This is a genomic window from Spiroplasma endosymbiont of Clivina fossor (genome assembly GCF_964031115.1).
In the GTDB taxonomy this organism is placed as follows: Bacteria; Bacillota_I; Bacilli_A; order Mycoplasmatales; family Nriv7; genus Nriv7.
On the sequence record NZ_OZ035006.1, the window covers coordinates 1,127,669 to 1,144,809 of the forward strand.

General features: G+C 23.5%; 27 protein-coding genes and 3 pseudogenes. 16 read left to right on the plus strand and 14 right to left on the minus strand.

The features are described 5' to 3' along the window. From potA to AAHM82_RS13885, 6 genes are all read right to left on the minus strand, one after another. Entirely contained in the window at positions 1-1,050 is a 1,050-nt protein-coding gene (gene potA / locus AAHM82_RS06725) for a spermidine/putrescine ABC transporter ATP-binding protein (RefSeq protein ID WP_425289011.1), read from the minus strand. Positions 1,051-1,097: 47 nt separating this feature from the next. After that, positions 1,098-1,637 carry a helix-turn-helix domain-containing protein gene (locus AAHM82_RS06730; RefSeq protein ID WP_342263416.1) on the minus strand — a complete coding sequence of 180 codons (540 nt, stop codon included), beginning with the start codon at positions 1,635-1,637 and terminating at the stop codon, positions 1,098-1,100. Between the two features lie 198 nt (positions 1,638-1,835). Further along, positions 1,836-2,168, minus strand: coding sequence for an ankyrin repeat domain-containing protein (locus tag AAHM82_RS06735; RefSeq protein ID WP_342263417.1), 333 nt, complete (start codon positions 2,166-2,168; stop codon positions 1,836-1,838). Then, positions 2,074-2,277 carry an ankyrin repeat domain-containing protein gene (locus tag AAHM82_RS06740; RefSeq protein WP_342263418.1) on the minus strand — a complete coding sequence of 68 codons (204 nt, stop codon included), beginning with the start codon at positions 2,275-2,277 and terminating at the stop codon, positions 2,074-2,076. The genes AAHM82_RS06735 and AAHM82_RS06740 overlap by 95 nt, the downstream gene beginning before the upstream one ends. A gap of 16 nt (positions 2,278-2,293) precedes the next feature. Next, positions 2,294-2,713: an ankyrin repeat domain-containing protein gene (locus AAHM82_RS06745; RefSeq protein WP_342263419.1), complete on the minus strand. Its 420-nt coding sequence runs from the start codon at positions 2,711-2,713 to the stop codon at positions 2,294-2,296. A 152-nt stretch (positions 2,714-2,865) separates the two neighbouring features. Further along, positions 2,866-3,108 (minus strand): integrase core domain-containing protein, encoded by a 243-nt coding sequence (locus tag AAHM82_RS13885; RefSeq protein ID WP_425289012.1) that lies wholly within the window; start codon positions 3,106-3,108, stop codon positions 2,866-2,868. A gap of 177 nt (positions 3,109-3,285) precedes the next feature. Here AAHM82_RS13885 and AAHM82_RS13890 point away from each other — a divergent pair, with 177 nt between their 5' ends. The 4 genes from AAHM82_RS13890 (at position 3,286) to AAHM82_RS13905 (ending at position 5,038) form a co-directional block, all read left to right on the plus strand. Then, positions 3,286-3,726 carry a transposase family protein gene (locus AAHM82_RS13890; RefSeq protein ID WP_342263396.1) on the plus strand — a complete coding sequence of 147 codons (441 nt, stop codon included), beginning with the start codon at positions 3,286-3,288 and terminating at the stop codon, positions 3,724-3,726. Then, on the plus strand, positions 3,723-4,115 hold the full coding sequence (locus tag AAHM82_RS13895; RefSeq protein WP_342264845.1) for a transposase family protein: 393 nt from the start codon (positions 3,723-3,725) through the stop codon (positions 4,113-4,115). Before AAHM82_RS13890 ends, AAHM82_RS13895 begins: the two co-directional genes overlap by 4 nt. A 105-nt stretch (positions 4,116-4,220) precedes the next feature. Beyond that, positions 4,221-4,661, plus strand: a complete 441-nt coding sequence (locus AAHM82_RS13900; protein ID WP_342263396.1) for a transposase family protein — start codon at positions 4,221-4,223, stop codon at positions 4,659-4,661. Then, positions 4,658-5,038: a transposase family protein gene (locus AAHM82_RS13905; RefSeq protein ID WP_425289013.1), complete on the plus strand. Its 381-nt coding sequence runs from the start codon at positions 4,658-4,660 to the stop codon at positions 5,036-5,038. Before AAHM82_RS13900 ends, AAHM82_RS13905 begins: the two co-directional genes overlap by 4 nt. Before the next feature lie 347 nt (positions 5,039-5,385). On the opposite strand, the gene AAHM82_RS06760 is transcribed toward AAHM82_RS13905, so the two are convergent. From AAHM82_RS06760 to AAHM82_RS06790, 7 genes are all read right to left on the minus strand, one after another. Further along, positions 5,386-5,598: a hypothetical protein gene (locus tag AAHM82_RS06760; RefSeq protein WP_215825617.1), complete on the minus strand. Its 213-nt coding sequence runs from the start codon at positions 5,596-5,598 to the stop codon at positions 5,386-5,388. Between the two features lie 30 nt (positions 5,599-5,628). After that, positions 5,629-5,823 (minus strand): hypothetical protein, encoded by a 195-nt coding sequence (locus tag AAHM82_RS06765; RefSeq protein WP_342263421.1) that lies wholly within the window; start codon positions 5,821-5,823, stop codon positions 5,629-5,631. 208 nt (positions 5,824-6,031) lie between these two features. Then, the gene (locus tag AAHM82_RS06770; RefSeq protein ID WP_342223612.1) at positions 6,032-6,364 is read right to left on the minus strand and encodes a hypothetical protein; all 333 of its coding nucleotides are present in this window, start codon (positions 6,362-6,364) and stop codon (positions 6,032-6,034) included. A gap of 260 nt (positions 6,365-6,624) precedes the next feature. Then, entirely contained in the window at positions 6,625-6,795 is a 171-nt protein-coding gene (locus AAHM82_RS06775; protein WP_342263422.1) for a hypothetical protein, read from the minus strand. A gap of 72 nt (positions 6,796-6,867) precedes the next feature. Continuing rightward, positions 6,868-7,248 (minus strand): hypothetical protein, encoded by a 381-nt coding sequence (locus AAHM82_RS06780; RefSeq protein ID WP_342263423.1) that lies wholly within the window; start codon positions 7,246-7,248, stop codon positions 6,868-6,870. Further along, positions 7,238-7,828 (minus strand): IS1/IS1595 family N-terminal zinc-binding domain-containing protein, encoded by a 591-nt coding sequence (locus tag AAHM82_RS06785; protein ID WP_342263424.1) that lies wholly within the window; start codon positions 7,826-7,828, stop codon positions 7,238-7,240. Before AAHM82_RS06785 ends, AAHM82_RS06780 begins: the two co-directional genes overlap by 11 nt. 176 nt (positions 7,829-8,004) lie before the next feature. Next, entirely contained in the window at positions 8,005-8,943 is a 939-nt protein-coding gene (locus tag AAHM82_RS06790; RefSeq protein WP_342263425.1) for a hypothetical protein, read from the minus strand. A 262-nt stretch (positions 8,944-9,205) separates the two neighbouring features. On the opposite strand from AAHM82_RS06790, the gene AAHM82_RS06795 reads away from it, so the two are divergent. The 9 genes and pseudogenes from AAHM82_RS06795 to AAHM82_RS06830 form a co-directional block, all read left to right on the plus strand. Beyond that, positions 9,206-9,598, plus strand: a complete 393-nt coding sequence (locus AAHM82_RS06795; RefSeq protein WP_342263426.1) for a transposase family protein — start codon at positions 9,206-9,208, stop codon at positions 9,596-9,598. A gap of 5 nt (positions 9,599-9,603) precedes the next feature. Continuing rightward, a complete protein-coding gene (locus tag AAHM82_RS06800) occupies positions 9,604-9,894 on the plus strand; it encodes a transposase family protein (protein ID WP_342264849.1) in 291 nt (96 codons plus the stop codon). A 43-nt stretch (positions 9,895-9,937) separates the two neighbouring features. Next, positions 9,938-10,231, plus strand: coding sequence for a transposase family protein (locus AAHM82_RS06805; RefSeq protein ID WP_342263427.1), 294 nt, complete (start codon positions 9,938-9,940; stop codon positions 10,229-10,231). 15 nt (positions 10,232-10,246) lie between these two features. After that, complete coding sequence (locus tag AAHM82_RS06810) at positions 10,247-11,206, plus strand: IS1/IS1595 family N-terminal zinc-binding domain-containing protein (protein WP_342263352.1); 960 nt, start codon at positions 10,247-10,249, stop codon at positions 11,204-11,206. A 280-nt stretch (positions 11,207-11,486) separates the two neighbouring features. Next, positions 11,487-11,921, plus strand: a pseudogene (locus AAHM82_RS06815) (transposase family protein); the annotation flags it as partial. Positions 11,922-12,098: 177 nt separating this feature from the next. Then, positions 12,099-12,248 (plus strand): annotated as a pseudogene (locus AAHM82_RS06820) (IS5/IS1182 family transposase); the annotation flags it as partial. Between the two features lie 159 nt (positions 12,249-12,407). Then, positions 12,408-12,848, plus strand: coding sequence for a helix-turn-helix domain-containing protein (locus tag AAHM82_RS13910; protein ID WP_425288967.1), 441 nt, complete (start codon positions 12,408-12,410; stop codon positions 12,846-12,848). After that, the gene (locus AAHM82_RS13915; RefSeq protein WP_425289014.1) at positions 12,845-13,237 is read left to right on the plus strand and encodes a transposase family protein; all 393 of its coding nucleotides are present in this window, start codon (positions 12,845-12,847) and stop codon (positions 13,235-13,237) included. The genes AAHM82_RS13910 and AAHM82_RS13915 overlap by 4 nt, the downstream gene beginning before the upstream one ends. Positions 13,238-13,624: 387 nt before the next feature. Further along, a pseudogene (locus AAHM82_RS06830) lies at positions 13,625-14,344 on the plus strand (IS256 family transposase); the annotation flags it as partial. A 171-nt stretch (positions 14,345-14,515) separates the two neighbouring features. On the opposite strand, the gene AAHM82_RS06835 reads toward AAHM82_RS06830, so the two are convergent. Beyond that, entirely contained in the window at positions 14,516-14,929 is a 414-nt protein-coding gene (locus tag AAHM82_RS06835) for a transposase family protein (protein ID WP_342264851.1), read from the minus strand. A 47-nt stretch (positions 14,930-14,976) separates the two neighbouring features. Between AAHM82_RS06835 and AAHM82_RS13920 the strand changes: the two genes are divergently transcribed. The 3 genes from AAHM82_RS13920 to AAHM82_RS06845 all read left to right on the plus strand — a co-directional run bounded on the left by AAHM82_RS13920 (position 14,977) and on the right by AAHM82_RS06845 (position 16,989). Then, a complete protein-coding gene (locus AAHM82_RS13920; protein WP_342263396.1) occupies positions 14,977-15,417 on the plus strand; it encodes a transposase family protein in 441 nt (146 codons plus the stop codon). Then, positions 15,414-15,806 carry a transposase family protein gene (locus tag AAHM82_RS13925; RefSeq protein ID WP_342264845.1) on the plus strand — a complete coding sequence of 131 codons (393 nt, stop codon included), beginning with the start codon at positions 15,414-15,416 and terminating at the stop codon, positions 15,804-15,806. The genes AAHM82_RS13920 and AAHM82_RS13925 overlap by 4 nt, the downstream gene beginning before the upstream one ends. A 223-nt stretch (positions 15,807-16,029) precedes the next feature. Then, positions 16,030-16,989: an IS1/IS1595 family N-terminal zinc-binding domain-containing protein gene (locus tag AAHM82_RS06845; RefSeq protein WP_342263429.1), complete on the plus strand. Its 960-nt coding sequence runs from the start codon at positions 16,030-16,032 to the stop codon at positions 16,987-16,989. Positions 16,990-17,141 lie beyond the last annotated feature (152 nt).

Here is a 17,141-nt window from a genome sequence, read left to right on the forward strand (position 1 = left end):
TTATTCAACCTCTTTTCACATTACATGAATGTCTTCTACTGACCACCTAACACCAACTTTTTTACCAACAATAACTGTATCTGTTGAATGTACCAAAAAAATTCGTCTTCGCGTTGCAATAACAATTTCTCAATAAACACCTTTAAAAGTTACATTCTTAACGGTACCACGAAAATATCCACTCTTTTCACCAACAATATCAATATCTTCTGGACGAATTACAATATCAATATTAGTTTCACTAATACCATATCCTTTATCTAAACAACGAAAATCACGACCATCAAAATGAACTAAGTTATCATGAACAAATACCGCATCCTCAATAATATTTGATGCCCCAACAAATTTAGCTGTTCATTTATTTTCTGGTTCATTATAAATATTTTCTGGACTTCCTACTTGTTGAATTTGTCCTTCATTCATCACAACAATCCGATCAGACATTGTAAATGCTTCTTCTTGATCATGCGTTACTAAAATAAAAGTAATATCTAAATCATTTTGTAATCGTTTTAATTCTAACTGCATTTGTTGTCTTAATTTTAAATCTAAAGCTGCTAATGGTTCATCTAATAATAAAACTTTAGGTTTATTAACTAATGCTCTTGCAATTGCTACGCGCTGTTTTTGACCACCAGATAATTCATCAATATCCTTATCTTGAAAACCAACTAAATTAACTAATTCCAATGCTTCTAAAACTGCCTTTTTAATAACATCAATTTTTAATTTTTTAATTTTTAAACCATAAGCAACATTTTCATAAACATTCAAATGCGGAAACAACGCATAATTTTGAAAAATTGTATTAATTTTGCGTTTATGAATTGGCACCCGAAGCATATTCTGACTTTCAAAAAGAATTTCACCACTATTAGGGTCATCAAAACCACCAATAATTCTTAAAGTAGTAGTTTTTCCACAACCACTCGGTCCCAATAAAGTAATAAATTCACCAGCTTTAATATTTAAACTAATTCCCTTTAAAACTACTTCACCAGAAAAATCTTTCGTAATATTTCGTAACTCTAATATATTAGGTTTAATTACTGTATCAATCATTTTTTCATCACTCCTAAATAGTAAATATCTTTTTAAAACCTTGGTGGTGTTGTAATTCAAAGAACTTTACTTTCACCATTTAACATATTATTTTTTAAATAATGTTCTTCATTAACCTCTAAATGAAAAGCATCGCCCGTATTGGCAGTAATCTGTTTATTACCAACAATGACAACAACCCGACCAGTCAAAACTAATCCAAACACTTCGCCAATAAAAGGATTAACTTTTGGTGAACTTTTTCCTGCTTTTAATGTTATTAAAATTGGTTCCATATTATGAGCTTGACTCGTAGCAATAAGTCACTTAATATGATAATCTGTTTCTTCTAAAATTGACATCGTATCACTAGAAAATACATAGCTTTTATTTTTTTCATCATCTTTAAAAAAATCACTTAAAGAACAATTCAATACCGAAATAATATCTTGTAATGTTTCAATACTTGGTGATGTTAAATCTCGTTCCAATTGACTAATAAACCCCTTAGTTAACTCACATCGTTGTGCTAATTCATCAATTGTTAAATCTTGTTTTAACCGTAATGCTTTAATTTTCTTACCAATATGCATAAAACACCACCATTCTTTGTTTAGTATTAGTAAACATTAAGTTTAATTACAAAACGATTATATACGATTTTATCGTGATGTCAATTAAATTAACAAAGAAAAACTAAGAATTATCTAAAAATCCTTAGTTATTTTTATTTATTTTAAATGATTAAAATCACTGTAAATATTTCTACAAATCGTAATTTTTCTTATTTCCTAATAATCAGCAAACTGCTTTAGTTGCAATGAATCAATTCCAATATTAGCACCATTATCCAGCAAGAATTTAATGAATTCAATGTCACGATTTCGTAATGCATAATAAAGTGGCGTCTTATCATTAATATCTTGTATATTAATATTCGCACCCCGATCCAACAATAATCTAACAAATTCAATGTTTTCTTGCAATATTGCACAATACAGAGGCGTATAACCATTAATATCTTGTATATTAAGATCCGCGCACCCCCCAATCCAACAGCAATTTCACAACAGCAATATTTTCCTGTAATACTGCATAATGAAGGGGCGACTCACCAATACCATTTTGAATATTTACATCCGCACCACTAGCAAGCAACAACTCAATTACGGTAATCTTATTACCATTTCTTACAGCATAAAAAAGGGGCGAGTCACCATTACGATTTTTCATATTAATATTAGTACCATTATTTAAGCAATAATTCAATTGCTTCAATATTTTTTCTTAGTACTTCAATATGAAGTAGCGTATTACCATAGTTATTTCAAAAATTACTATTTAATCCATAATTAATTAATATTTTCAATACCGGCAATGATTTATTAAATTTAATTTTTTGAAAACGATTTTTAATCGCTTCATTATTAATAAATATTGGAGCATTAATATTTAAATCTATTGGCGTATTTTCTAAAAATTCTCCAATTGCAATAACATCTTCACTAGTAATTAATTGTTCTAAACGATTAAAAATTTCATCTAATTGTTGTGCATTATAATTCGTTGCTAATGCTCTCATCCGATAATCAATGCGTCGCATATAATTATCTAATTGTTCCTTTTCATTAGCGATATCTAACGCTTTTTGTAATTCAACAAATTTCATTCTTAAACTTGTTAATTCAACAACCGAATAGTTGACATAATTACTAAACTCTTTTTTTATTGTTAATAATTGCTTTTGTAATCCTTGTGGTAACATTTACCTTCTCCTTTTAAATTAATTTAAAAATAACGCCATCGGCGTTATTAGACTTTTTAAACAGAACTCATCCTCAAACTGTAATAAGTTTTTAACCTAATAAAATTATTATGAAATATTAAAAGTAAAATAACAAGGTAACAACAATAAAATTTATTTAAAGTTTCAAATGGAGTTTTGTAATTCAAACTTTTATGTTTTCGCTTGAAATTATAAAATGCGTACCACTCATTCAAATGAATTTGTAATTGTTTAACATCAAATTTTATTTCAAAACCACATTTTTTAAACCAAAATAAACTTTAATTTTGTCGAAAACTCTTGATAAAATAAAAAAAATCATCAACTTGATAATTTTAAAAGGCTTTTATGTAAAATTACTATTTTTACTTTAACTTTTTTATACATTAGACTTCTTGCAAAATTAATTTAAAATATAATTGAATTGTTGTTTTTAATAAAAAGGTGGAATTTAAATGAAATTTAAAAAAAATAATCAAATAAGTGATAAAAATTTTTTAAGATTAACTGGTATTAAACATACTACTTTTAATAAAATGCTAGAAATTTTAAAAATAGAAGAATTAAAAAAGAGATTTCGTCGCGGAAGAACCAATAAATTATCATTAGAAAATCGTATTTTAATGACTTTAGAATATTGAAGAGAATATAGAACTTATTTTCATATTGCAAAAAGTTATGATATTAGTGAAAGTAGTTGTTATAGAAATATCAAATGAATTGAAGACACTTTAATAAAACACCCTAATTTTCAACAACTTACTGGTCAAAAATCACTATTAAAAGATTATTTCAAAGATAAGACTGTTATAATTGATGTAACTGAAAGCCAAATCCAACGCCCAAAAAAAGACAAAAACAGCACTACTCAGGAAAAAAGAAAAAACACACAATAAAAACACAAGTTATAATTGAAAAAGATAGTAAAAAAATTATTAGTTCTGATTTTTCTTATGGTAAAAACCATGACTTTAAAATTTTAAAAGATTCAAAAATTAAATTTTTACCAGAAACAACTGTTTTAGTGGATTTAGGTTATCAAGGCATACAAAAAATTAATCATAATGTTTTAATTCCTAAAAGAAAATCAAAGAAAAACCCTTTAAATAAAGAAGAAAAGCAAAATAATGAGCGAATTTCAAAAATGAGAATTGTTATTGAAAATGTTTTTGCTATACTTAAAAAATTTAAAATTATTAGTGAAAAATATCGAAATCGTAGAAAAAGATTTGCTTTAAGATTTAATTTAATAGCTTCAATTTATAATTTACAACTATTAGTTTAAATATATTTGATAATTTAAAATTTCAGTCTTTTTTTATTAGACTTCTTGCAAAATTAATTTAAAATATAATTGAATTGTTGTTTTTAATAAAAAGGTGGAATTTAAATGAAATTTAAAAAAAATAATCAAATAAGTGATAAAAATTTTTTAAGATTAACTGGTATTAAACATACTACTTTTAATAAAATGCTAGAAATTTTAAAAATAGAAGAATTAAAAAAGAGATTTCGTCGCGGAAGAACCAATAAATTATCATTAGAAAATCGTATTTTAATGACTTTAGAATATTGAAGAGAATATAGAACTTATTTTCATATTGCAAAAAGTTATGATATTAGTGAAAGTAGTTGTTATAGAAATATCAAATGAATTGAAGACACTTTAATAAAACACCCTAATTTTCAACAACTTACTGGTCAAAAATCACTATTAAAAGATTATTTCAAAGATAAGACTGTTATAATTGATGTAACTGAAAGCCAAATCCAACGCCCAAAAAAAGACAAAAACAGCACTACTCAGGAAAAAAGAAAAAACACACAATAAAAACACAAGTTATAATTGAAAAAGATAGTAAAAAAATTATTAGTTCTGATTTTTCTTATGGTAAAAACCATGACTTTAAAATTTTAAAAGATTCAAAAATTAAATTTTTACCAGAAACAACTGTTTTAGTGGATTTAGGTTATCAAGGCATACAAAAAATTAATCATAATGTTTTAATTCCTAAAAGAAAATCAAAGAAAAACCCTTTAAATAAAGAAGAAAAGCAAAATAATGAGCGAATTTCAAAAATGAGAATTGTTATTGAAAATGTTTTTGCTATACTTAAAAAATTTAAAATTATTAGTGAAAAATATCGAAATCGTAGAAAAAGATTTGCTTTAAGATTTAATTTAATAGCTTCAATTTATAATTTATAACTATTAGTTTAAATATATTTGATAATTTAAAATTTCAGTCTTTTTTTATTGTAAATAATAATTTTTATTATGTTTTAATGACAAAATATTTGTAAAAATAATCTAAAAATTATTTTAATAACACTTTTATATTTATTTTAAATTTAAAAATTATAATTATCATATTAATTTTGCAAGAAGTCTAATAATTACCGCTTAAAAGGTCAAAAGAGTAGAAAAATAATGGCTGAAAACAACATTACAATTATTAAAATTGAAAACAAAAATACAACTTGGGGTGGTAAATCGGCAGTTGGATAAATTAATTCAATTAACTCAATAATTATTTTTTTAAACATTTTCTAAACCTACTTTTTAATTTCTTTTTCATCTTGTTCTAATAAATTTCGCTTAAACTTTGCAATGAATATTCGCTGTGAATAAGTAAAATCTTTTGGTAGCTGTTTTGCTTCACTACCATATTTCTTTTTATCTTTAAAAAACCGATAAATATTAACAGCAATATAATATGCTAGTAATAATGTTAAAATCGTAAAAAACACTAATCCAAATATACTCATCTTTCTTTTCTCCTTAATTTTCTAATTAATTTATTTTTTTAAACAATTATGTTCAACAAAATCAAAACAAAGTCAATTATCACCAACTAAATCAGTTCTAACAGAATCAACTGCAGATTTAGACGCTCAAATTTTTTGTTCTAATCCGGTTTTTTTATTAATAGAATATATAAACTCTTGACAATAATCTTTGCCAGGCTCATCCACACTAACTCACATTTTCATTTCTAAAACTCCAAAATTAATTTTTTTACTACATTAAATCAAAAAATGCAATAACTTAGTTAAATAACTCAAACTAACATTGATAATTAACGGGCGGAGCATACGCTTTCCGCACCGTTTAAACACCTTAAAAACCAACCTAAATTTTTTTAAACTATATTTTATTTTTATTTCTTTACCTCTATTCTTAAAATGCCTTAAAACACCTTTAAAATGAATTTTTAAAATAATTAAAACTTACATCCTTTTTAGCAATCTCTTTCTCCGCAACAAAAAAACCTAACAACTCATGACCTAAAATCAAACTAGATTCTTGACCTTTCTTATTATTAACTAAAACCAACTGATACTCACCATCTTTAATTATTCCGATACAAATAGAATTCTCATATTTTCCTTTATAAACAAATCGTTTTGAAAACCAAATACCAGTAGATTCATACAATCAGGGAATTGCTGGTGCTTTAATAAGTACTGCATTTTGCGTTTCTTTCAAAAGATATTTTTCAGTATTTAAAAAAATATTTTCAATATTTCTCATATACATACCACCCTTACAATATTTAGTTATATTAACTTAGTTATATTTAACTTAGTCTTTTAACTTAGTTCAATATATTTCTCTTTAAACTCTTTCTTTAAACTAAATTAACATAACTTGTTAGTAAACTTCGTTTACTAAAAAACTTAGTTTATCAACAACAAGGCACAAAAAAATACAAGGCATAACTAAAAATAATAAATATTAATTTAACCTTATATTTCTTGTAATAAATAAATGAGCTCGTATTTATTTATTAATTAAAAGCAAGTTTGTAGAAACCAAAATCTTGTCATATGTATATGGTTTCTACAAAATTCCTGAAAAATAGTATTGCCTTTAAATAAATCTTGTGGATTATCAATATTTTCTAAAAAATAATCAACAACTTTATCAATTGCATCAGGTTCTTTTTTTATTTTTTTTGTCATTTTCTGTTCTCCTTCGTTTAAGTATAATTCAGAATGAATTATCGAGACACAGAATTTTGGACAGGCTCTTTTTTATACATTAAAATATAATACCGCTGTTTGTTGGTTTGGAGTTAAGCCCTTATGTTGGTATTTTCATTTTCAGAGATTTAAATAATTTTGAATATTAGTAAAACCTAAACCATGATAATGAATTAAGGCTTCTTTAAGACTAGATTGTAATTTACTGATTTTATTTAAATTACGATAACTAGCTTCAGGATTAATTGTTGTTTTAGTTACACATAAAGTAGAATTTGTTTGTTTTGCTACTAAAAAATATAATTTTTGCATATCAGAAGTAATAATTGAATTTTCGTTAATTAATTCTTTGTTCATATTTTCAATAACTCATTGTTTTTGTAAACGTTTGGTGTTTGTGGATTTAACATAAATATTGTTATTAATTATCAATTGCCATTTGAATACAGCATTTAGTATTAGTTGCGAATGGGTCAAGGTGAATTCTTCGTGGATCAGTTTTATATTTGAAATTTCCTTTATGAATTTCTTTAATAAATGTTTCATCGATTTGGATTTTACCAGATAATTTTTTAAATTTTAATTGGGTATTTTCTAATTGTTTTGATTTCATTAATTTTTGACGATTATATCAAGCAGTTTTTAATGTAGTTTTAATAAAACGAGAAATTGTTTTACTAGATTGCCCCAGCAATGAAATTTGAATCAATAAATTTCATTGTTCATAATTTAAATGACTTCAATAAATAAAATGATTACGAAAAGCGTCAAAACTTGCACGGCAATTTTTACATAAATATTTTTGTTTTCCTTCTGAATTATGTCCATTTTTAACGCAATGGTAAGATTCACATTTAGGGCATTTAATACCTTGCGCTCTAAATTTTTGATCAATTTCATTTAAACGTTTTTGTTTTTTTATTAATTCTGCTTGTTGTTTGACTTTTTCATAAAATTCTAAAAATTGATCATCTGTTAAAGTATTTACTAGTTCTTGAATTATTTTTTCCATAATTATTATCCACCTCTATCATATTAAAAATATACCTAAAATTAAGTATATTCAATAAATATCAAGAGTTTTCGACAAAATTAAAAAAAATTAATAATATTATCCCACACCCAAATAAAAACTGTTTCTTATTTTTATTAAGAAGCAGTTTTGAAAATTATTAAATAACAAATTACTTAAAACCGTTGGTGTTGTCTTTTAGTAGCAACATTTGATAAATCAATGACTAGCGGTTGATCATCTTTTTGAAGTAATGCTTGAAATACTTGATAAACAATAGTATACATAAAAATTAAATTTATCGTTGCTCCAATATTACTAAAAAATCCACGATTTTTACGACTAAACATTTGATTTAAATAACCAATAGTATTAATTACAAGAACAATAAGCATTTTAACTAATATAAAAATAATACTAAAACCAATCATTAACTTAGCAAACTGATCATTAAATGACTTTACTGGCACATTTTGTAAAGAATTACTATCTGGTAAATTAACATTTTTTAATTTACTAATTGACAATAAGTCCATCACTCCAAATAATAAGAATACCCCCGCAACACTTAAAGTAATAACAAAGGGTTGTTTTATATTGACAATTTCACTATTAAGATTTTTTGTCAATAGTAAAACAGTAGTAAAAATTATTAACATCGCACCTGATAAAGCAAAAACACTTGATTCATGTAATGCCATTTTTCTTTTCACTTTAATACCAGTCTCAATTCTTTTTTGATCTAATCAAAGCAACATAAATCCAGTAAAAAATGTCATATTAAAGAAACTATAAACTAAAATTAATCAACGATGTTTAATAAATTGCTCATCATTAAGTGATATTGCTCATTTAATAATTAAAGCACTATAAATTAATTGCATTGCTCCCATATAAATAATTAATACCATAACTGGAAAATAACCCTTATTTATAATATCAGTAATTACTGTACGAAAATCATTATCATATGCTGTTAACTCCGTAATCTGATTTCTTAATGCTGCAATTGTATAAAAAGCAATCATTGTTAACACAAAGAACGCACCAATAAACACAAAAACATTAGCAAAAATTATAAAAAAACGGCGAAATGCAAAATTAGAATTTCTCATTATAAAAAACCTCCTTCTTTTAATTATATCCTATCTTGTTTAAAAAAGAAAAACAAAACAAACGGGACGCGTAAAGTTTTGTTAGGTAGGTAAATATTTGAATAAGTATTAAGGCAGTCGGCAATGATTGTCTTTTTATTTTATAAGGTGTTAAAATTTTGTTCTTTGAAAATTAAATACAAGTGAATTAATAATCGACTTGGTACATAACCTTTAATTTTATCTACTATTTTGATAATATTATTTCCTAGGTGAAATACAAATGTTAGATAAATACAAAGACGAAAACGAATTTTATAGTTTAATAGGCATAAAATATAAAACTTTCATGAAAATGGTAGAAATTTTAAAAGAAGGTGAAGCTAAACAAAAACAAATTGGTGGTAGACCAAATAAATTATCAATAGAGCAAAGATTACTTATGACTTTAGAATACTGAAAAGAATATAGTACATATCGTATTATTGCAAAAAAATATAATATTAGTCATGTTAGTTGTATTCGTAATATCTTTTGAGTTGAAAATACTCTAATAAAAAATAGTCACTTTCATATACCTGGCAAAAAGATATTATTAGAAAATAAGGGTACTACTAATAATTTATTAGCAATTGATGCTACAGAAATTCCAATTGAAAGAATTAAAAAAAACTAAAATTATTATTTTCTGGTAAGAAAAGGCAACATTCATTAAAATCGCAAATAATTATTGATTTATTTAACAATAAAATTATTTCAGTAGATTTTTGTTATGGCAGTACTCATGATTATAAGTTATTTTTAAAATCAAATACACTTATAAATCCAAAATTAGAATTAATTGCCGATTCAGGATATCAAGGTTTGCAAAATGTTCATAAAAATACATTATTGCCAATTAAAAAGAGTAAAAATAATCCTTTAAATCCAGATAAAAAGGAATATAATAGACTTCTTGCAAAATTAATTTAAAATATAATTGAATTGTTGTTTTTAATAAAAAGGTGGAATTTAAATGAAATTTAAAAAAAATAATCAAATAAGTGATAAAAATTTTTTAAGATTAACTGGTATTAAACATACTACTTTTAATAAAATGCTAGAAATTTTAAAAATAGAAGAATTAAAAAAGAGATTTCGTCGCGGAAGAACCAATAAATTATCATTAGAAAATCGTATTTTAATGACTTTAGAATATTGAAGAGAATATAGAACTTATTTTCATATTGCAAAAAGTTATTTTAATTTTGTCGAAAACTCTTGATATTTATTGAATATACTTAATTTTAGGTATATTTTAATATGATAGAGGTGGATAATAATTATGGAAAAAATAATTCAAGAACTAGTAAATACTTTAACAGATGATCAATTTTTAGAATTTTATGAAAAAGTCAAACAACAAGCAGAATTAATAAAAAAACAAAAACGTTTAAATGAAATTGATCAAAAATTTAGAGCGCAAGGTATTAAATGCCCTAAATGTGAATCTTACCATTGCGTTAAAAATGGACATAATTCAGAAGGAAAACAAAAATATTTATGTAAAAATTGCCGTGCAAGTTTTGACGCTTTTCGTAATCATTTTATTTATTGAAGTCATTTAAATTATGAACAATGAAATTTATTGATTCAAATTTCATTGCTGGGGCAATCTAGTAAAACAATTTCTCGTTTTATTAAAACTACATTAAAAACTGCTTGATATAATCGTCAAAAATTAATGAAATCAAAACAATTAGAAAATACCCAATTAAAATTTAAAAAATTATCTGGTAAAATCCAAATCGATGAAACATTTATTAAAGAAATCCATAAAGGAAATTTCAAATATAAAACTGATCCACGAAGAATTCACCTTGACCCATTCGCAACTAATACTAAATGCTGTATTCAAATGGCAATTGATAATAATAACAATATTTATGTTAAATCCACAAACACCAAACGTTTACAAAAACAATGAGTTATTGAAAATATGAACAAAGAATTAATTAACGAAAATTCAATTATTACTTCCGATATGCAAAAATTATATTTTTTAGTAGCAAAACAAACAAATTCTACTTTATGTGTAACTAAAACAACAATTAATCCTGAAGCTAGTTATCGTAACTTAAATAAAATCAGTAAATTACAATCTAGTCTTAAAGAAGCCTTAATTCATTATCATGGTTTAGGTTTTACTAATATTCAAAATTATTTAAATCTCTGAAAATGAAAATACCAACATAAGGGTTTAACTCCAAATCAACAAACAGCGGTATTATATTTTAATGTATAAAAAAAGTTAAAGTAAAAATAGTAATTTTACATAAAAGCCTTTTAAAATTATCAAGTTGATGATTTTTTTTATTTTATCAAGAGTTTTCGACAAAATTAAAAAAAAGTTATGATATTAGTGAAAGTAGTTGTTATAGAAATATCAAATGAATTGAAGACACTTTAATAAAACACCCTAATTTTCAACAACTTACTGGTCAAAAATCACTATTAAAAGATTATTTCAAAGATAAGACTGTTATAATTGATGTAACTGAAAGCCAAATCCAACGCCCAAAAAAAGACAAAAACAGCACTACTCAGGAAAAAAGAAAAAACACACAATAAAAACACAAGTTATAATTGAAAAAGATAGTAAAAAAATTATTAGTTCTGATTTTTCTTATGGTAAAAACCATGACTTTAAAATTTTAAAAGATTCAAAAATTAAATTTTTACCAGAAACAACTGTTTTAGTGGATTTAGGTTATCAAGGCATACAAAAAATTAATCATAATGTTTTAATTCCTAAAAGAAAATCAAAGAAAAACCCTTTAAATAAAGAAGAAAAGCAAAATAATGAGCGAATTTCAAAAATGAGAATTGTTATTGAAAATGTTTTTGCTATACTTAAAAAATTTAAAATTATTAGTGAAAAATATCGAAATCGTAGAAAAAGATTTGCTTTAAGATTTAATTTAATAGCTTCAATTTATAATTTACAACTATTAGTTTAAATATATTTGATAATTTAAAATTTCAGTCTTTTTTTATTGTAAATAATAATTTTTATTATGTTTTAATGACAAAATATTTGTAAAAATAATCTAAAAATTATTTTAATAACACTTTTATATTTATTTTAAATTTAAAAATTATAATTATCATATTAATTTTGCAAGAAGTCTAATAGCTTTTTAAGTAAAGTTAGAATTGTCATTGAACATGTTTTTGCTAGATTAAAAAGATTTAAAATACTAGTTTATCGTTATCGCAATAAGATTAGAAGATTTGGATTACGATTTAACTTAATTTCAGGAATATATAATTTTGAATTAAGCTAGTTATAGTTATGTACCAAGTCTAATGTTGGTATGTATTAAAGCACGATAAATTGTGGGTGGTCGCCATAGCCAAAAGAAGTTTACCAGTTAATAGACTTCTTGCAAAATTAATTTAAAATATAATTGAATTGTTGTTTTTAATAAAAAGGTGGAATTTAAATGAAATTTAAAAAAAATAATCAAATAAGTGATAAAAATTTTTTAAGATTAACTGGTATTAAACATACTACTTTTAATAAAATGCTAGAAATTTTAAAAATAGAAGAATTAAAAAAGAGATTTCGTCGCGGAAGAACCAATAAATTATCATTAGAAAATCGTATTTTAATGACTTTAGAATATTGAAGAGAATATAGAACTTATTTTCATATTGCAAAAAGTTATGATATTAGTGAAAGTAGTTGTTATAGAAATATCAAATGAATTGAAGACACTTTAATAAAACACCCTAATTTTCAACAACTTACTGGTCAAAAATCACTATTAAAAGATTATTTCAAAGATAAGATTGTTATAATTGATGTAACTGAAAGCCAAATCCAACGCCCAAAAAAAGACAAAAACAGCACTACTCAAGAAAAAAGAAAAAACACACAATAAAAACACAAGTTATAATTGAAAAAGATAGTAAAAAAATTATTAGTTCTGATTTTTCTTATGGTAAAAACCATGACTTTAAAATTTTAAAAGATTCAAAAATTAAATTTTTACCAGAAACAACTGTTTTAGTGGATTTAGGTTATCAAGGCATACAAAAAATTAATCATAATGTTTTAATTCCTAAAAGAAAATCAAAGAAAAACCCTTTAAATAAAGAAGAAAAGCAAAATAATGAGCGAATTTCAAAAATGAGAATTGTTATTGAAAATGTTTTTGCTATACTTAAAAAATTTAAAATTATTAGTGAAAAATATCAAAATCGTAGAAAAAGATTTGCTTTAAGATTTAATTTAATAGCTTCAATTTATAATTTACAACTATTAGTTTAAATATATTTGATAATTTAAAATTTCAGTCTTTTTTTATTGTAAATAATAATTTTTATTATGTTTTAATGACAAAATATTTGTAAAAATAATCTAAAAATTATTTTAATAACACTTTTATATTTATTTTAAATTTAAAAATTATAATTATCATATTAATTTTGCAAGAAGTCTAATAGATAACACCCTATTAGCTATAGCAATTTGTTTTTTTAATTTTGAAAACTCTTGATAAAATAAAAACTTTTTTACATTTTTTAGGGCCTGTCCAAAATTCTGTGTCTCGATAATTCATTCTGAATTATACTTAAAAGAAGGAGAACAGAAAATGACAAAAAAAAAAAAATAAAAAAAGAACCTGACGCAATTGATAAAGTTGTTGATTATTTTTTAGAAAATATTGATAATCCACAAGATTTATTTAAAGGCAATACTATTTTTCAGGAATTTACCAAAAAATTAACTGAACGAATGTTAAATACGGAAATTAAAGATTATCTTGAAACTGATGAGAATCATAATAAAAGAAATGGCAACACACAAAAAACCATTATTACTAAAAATGGTTCAATCGCAATTGATGTACCAAGAGATCGAAATAGTACTTTTGAACCAGTAATTATTCCGAAAAGACAAAGAAGATTTGATAACTTTGATCAAAAAGTAATTTCTTTATATGCAAGAGGAATGACAATTTCTGATATCAAAGCACAATTGCAAGAATTCTATCACGGAGCAGAAATTTCAGAAAGTTTAATTAGTCAAATAACTGATGATGTTATTGAAGAAGTTAAAATGTGACAAACTAAACCTTTAGAGAAGATTTATCCGATTGTTTATTTTGATTGTATTGTTGTTAAAGTAAAGCAAGATAAACGAATAATAAATAAAGCAGTTTATCTTGCCTTAGGAATTAATTTAGATGGTTTAAAAGATATTTTAGGAATGTGAATTAGCGAGAATGAGGGCGCCAAATTTTGACTTAATAATCTTACGGAAATGAAAAATCGTGGCTTACAAGATATTCTTGTTGCTTGTAGCGATAATTTAACTGGAATGTCTGATGCAATAGAAGCTGTGTTCCCAAAAACACAGCACCAATTATGCATTAGACTTCTTACAAAATTAATATGATAATTATAATTTTTAAATTTAAAATAAATATAAAAGTGTTATTAAAATAATTTTTAGATTATTTTTACAAATATTTTGTCATTAAAACATAATAAAAATTATTATTTACAATAAAAAAAGACTGAAATTTTAAATTATCAAATATATTTAAACTAATAGTTGTAAATTATAAATTGAAGCTATTAAATTAAATCTTAAAGCAAATCTTTTTCTACGATTTCGATATTTTTCACTAATAATTTTAAATTTTTTAAGTATAGCAAAAACATTTTCAATAACAATTCTCATTTTTGAAATTCGCTCATTATTTTGCTTTTCTTCTTTATTTAAAGGGTTTTTCTTTGATTTTCTTTTAGGAATTAAAACATTATGATTAATTTTTTGTATGCCTTGATAACCTAAATCTACTAAAACAGTTGTTTCTGGTAAAAATTTAATTTTTGAATCTTTTAAAATTTTAAAGTCATGGTTTTTACCATAAGAAAAATCAGAACTAATAATTTTTTTACTATCTTTTTCAATTATAACTTGTGTTTTTATTAGACTTCTTGCAAAATTAATTTAAAATATAATTGAATTGTTGTTTTTAATAAAAAGGTGGAATTTAAATGAAATTTAAAAAAAATAATCAAATAAGTGATAAAAATTTTTTAAGATTAACTGGTATTAAACATACTACTTTTAATAAAATGCTAGAAATTTTAAAAATAGAAGAATTAAAAAAGAGATTTCGTCGCGGAAGAACCAATAAATTATCATTAGAAAATCGTATTTTAATGACTTTAGAATATTGAAGAGAATATAGAACTTATTTTCATATTGCAAAAAGTTATGATATTAGTGAAAGTAGTTGTTATAGAAATATCAAATGAATTGAAGACACTTTAATAAAACACCCTAATTTTCAACAACTTACTGGTCAAAAATCACTATTAAAAGATTATTTCAAAGATAAGACTGTTATAATTGATGTAACTGAAAGCCAAATCCAACGCCCAAAAAAAGACAAAAACAGCACTACTCAGGAAAAAAGAAAAAACACACAATAAAAACACAAGTTATAATTGAAAAAGATAGTAAAAAAATTATTAGTTCTGATTTTTCTTATGGTAAAAACCATGACTTTAAAATTTTAAAAGATTCAAAAATTAAATTTTTACCAGAAACAACTGTTTTAGTGGATTTAGGTTATCAAGGCATACAAAAAATTAATCATAATGTTTTAATTCCTAAAAGAAAATCAAAGAAAAACCCTTTAAATAAAGAAGAAAAGCAAAATAATGAGCGAATTTCAAAAATGAGAATTGTTATTGAAAATGTTTTTGCTATACTTAAAAAATTTAAAATTATTAGTGAAAAATATCGAAATCGTAGAAAAAGATTTGCTTTAAGATTTAATTTAATAGCTTCAATTTATAATTTACAACTATTAGTTTAAATATATTTGATAATTTAAAATTTCAGTCTTTTTTTATTGTAAATAATAATTTTTATTATGTTTTAATGACAAAATATTTGTAAAAATAATCTAAAAATTATTTTAATAACACTTTTATATTTATTTTAAATTTAAAAATTATAATTATCATATTAATTTTGCAAGAAGTCTAATATACTTAATTTTAGGTATATTTTTAATATGATAGAGGTGGATAATAATTATGGAAAAAATAATTCAAGAACTAGTAAATACTTTAACAGATGATCAATTTTTAGAATTTTATGAAAAAGTTAAACAACAAGCAGAATTAATAAAAAAACAAAAACGTTTAAATGAAATTGATCAAAAATTTAGAGCGCAAGGTATTAAATGTCCTAAATGTGAATCTTACCATTGCGTTAAAAATGGACATAATTCAGAAGGAAAACAAAAATATTTATGTAAAAATTGCCGTGCAAGTTTTGACGCTTTTCGTAATCATTTTATTTATTGAAGTCATTTAAATTATGAACAATGAAATTTATTGATTCAAATTTCATTGCTGGGGCAATCTAGTAAAACAATTTCTCGTTTTATTAAAACTACATTAAAAACTGCTTGATATAATCGTCAAAAATTAATGAAATCAAAACAATTAGAAAATACCCAATTAAAATTTAAAAAATTATCTGGTAAAATCCAAATCGATGAAACATTTATTAAAGAAATCCATAAAGGAAATTTCAAATATAAAACTGATCCACGAAGAATTCACCTTGACCCATTCGCAACTAATACTAAATGCTGTATTCAAATGGCAATTGATAATAATAACAATATTTATGTTAAATCCACAAACACCAAACGTTTACAAAAACAATGAGTTATTGAAAATATGAACAAAGAATTAATTAATGAAAATTCAATTATTACTTCTGATATGCAAAAATTATATTTTTTAGTAGCAAAACAAACAAATTCTACTTTATGTGTAACTAAAACAACAACTAATCCTGAAGCTAGTTATCGTAACTTAAATAAAATCAATAAATTACAATCTAGTCTTAAAGAAGCTTTAATTCATTATCATGGTTTAGGTTTTACTAATATTCAAAATTATTTAAATCTCTGAAAATGAAAATACCAACATAAGGGTTTAACTCCAAACCAACAAACAGCGGTATTATATTTTAATGTATAAAAAAGTTAAAGTAAAAATAGTAATTTTACATAAAAGCCTTTTAAAATTATCAAGTTGATGATTTTTTTTATTTTATCAAGAGTTTTCGACAAAATTAAAACTAATTTTTATTTTGGCATAAATTTTATAAGCAAAATATGCCAATAGCATGA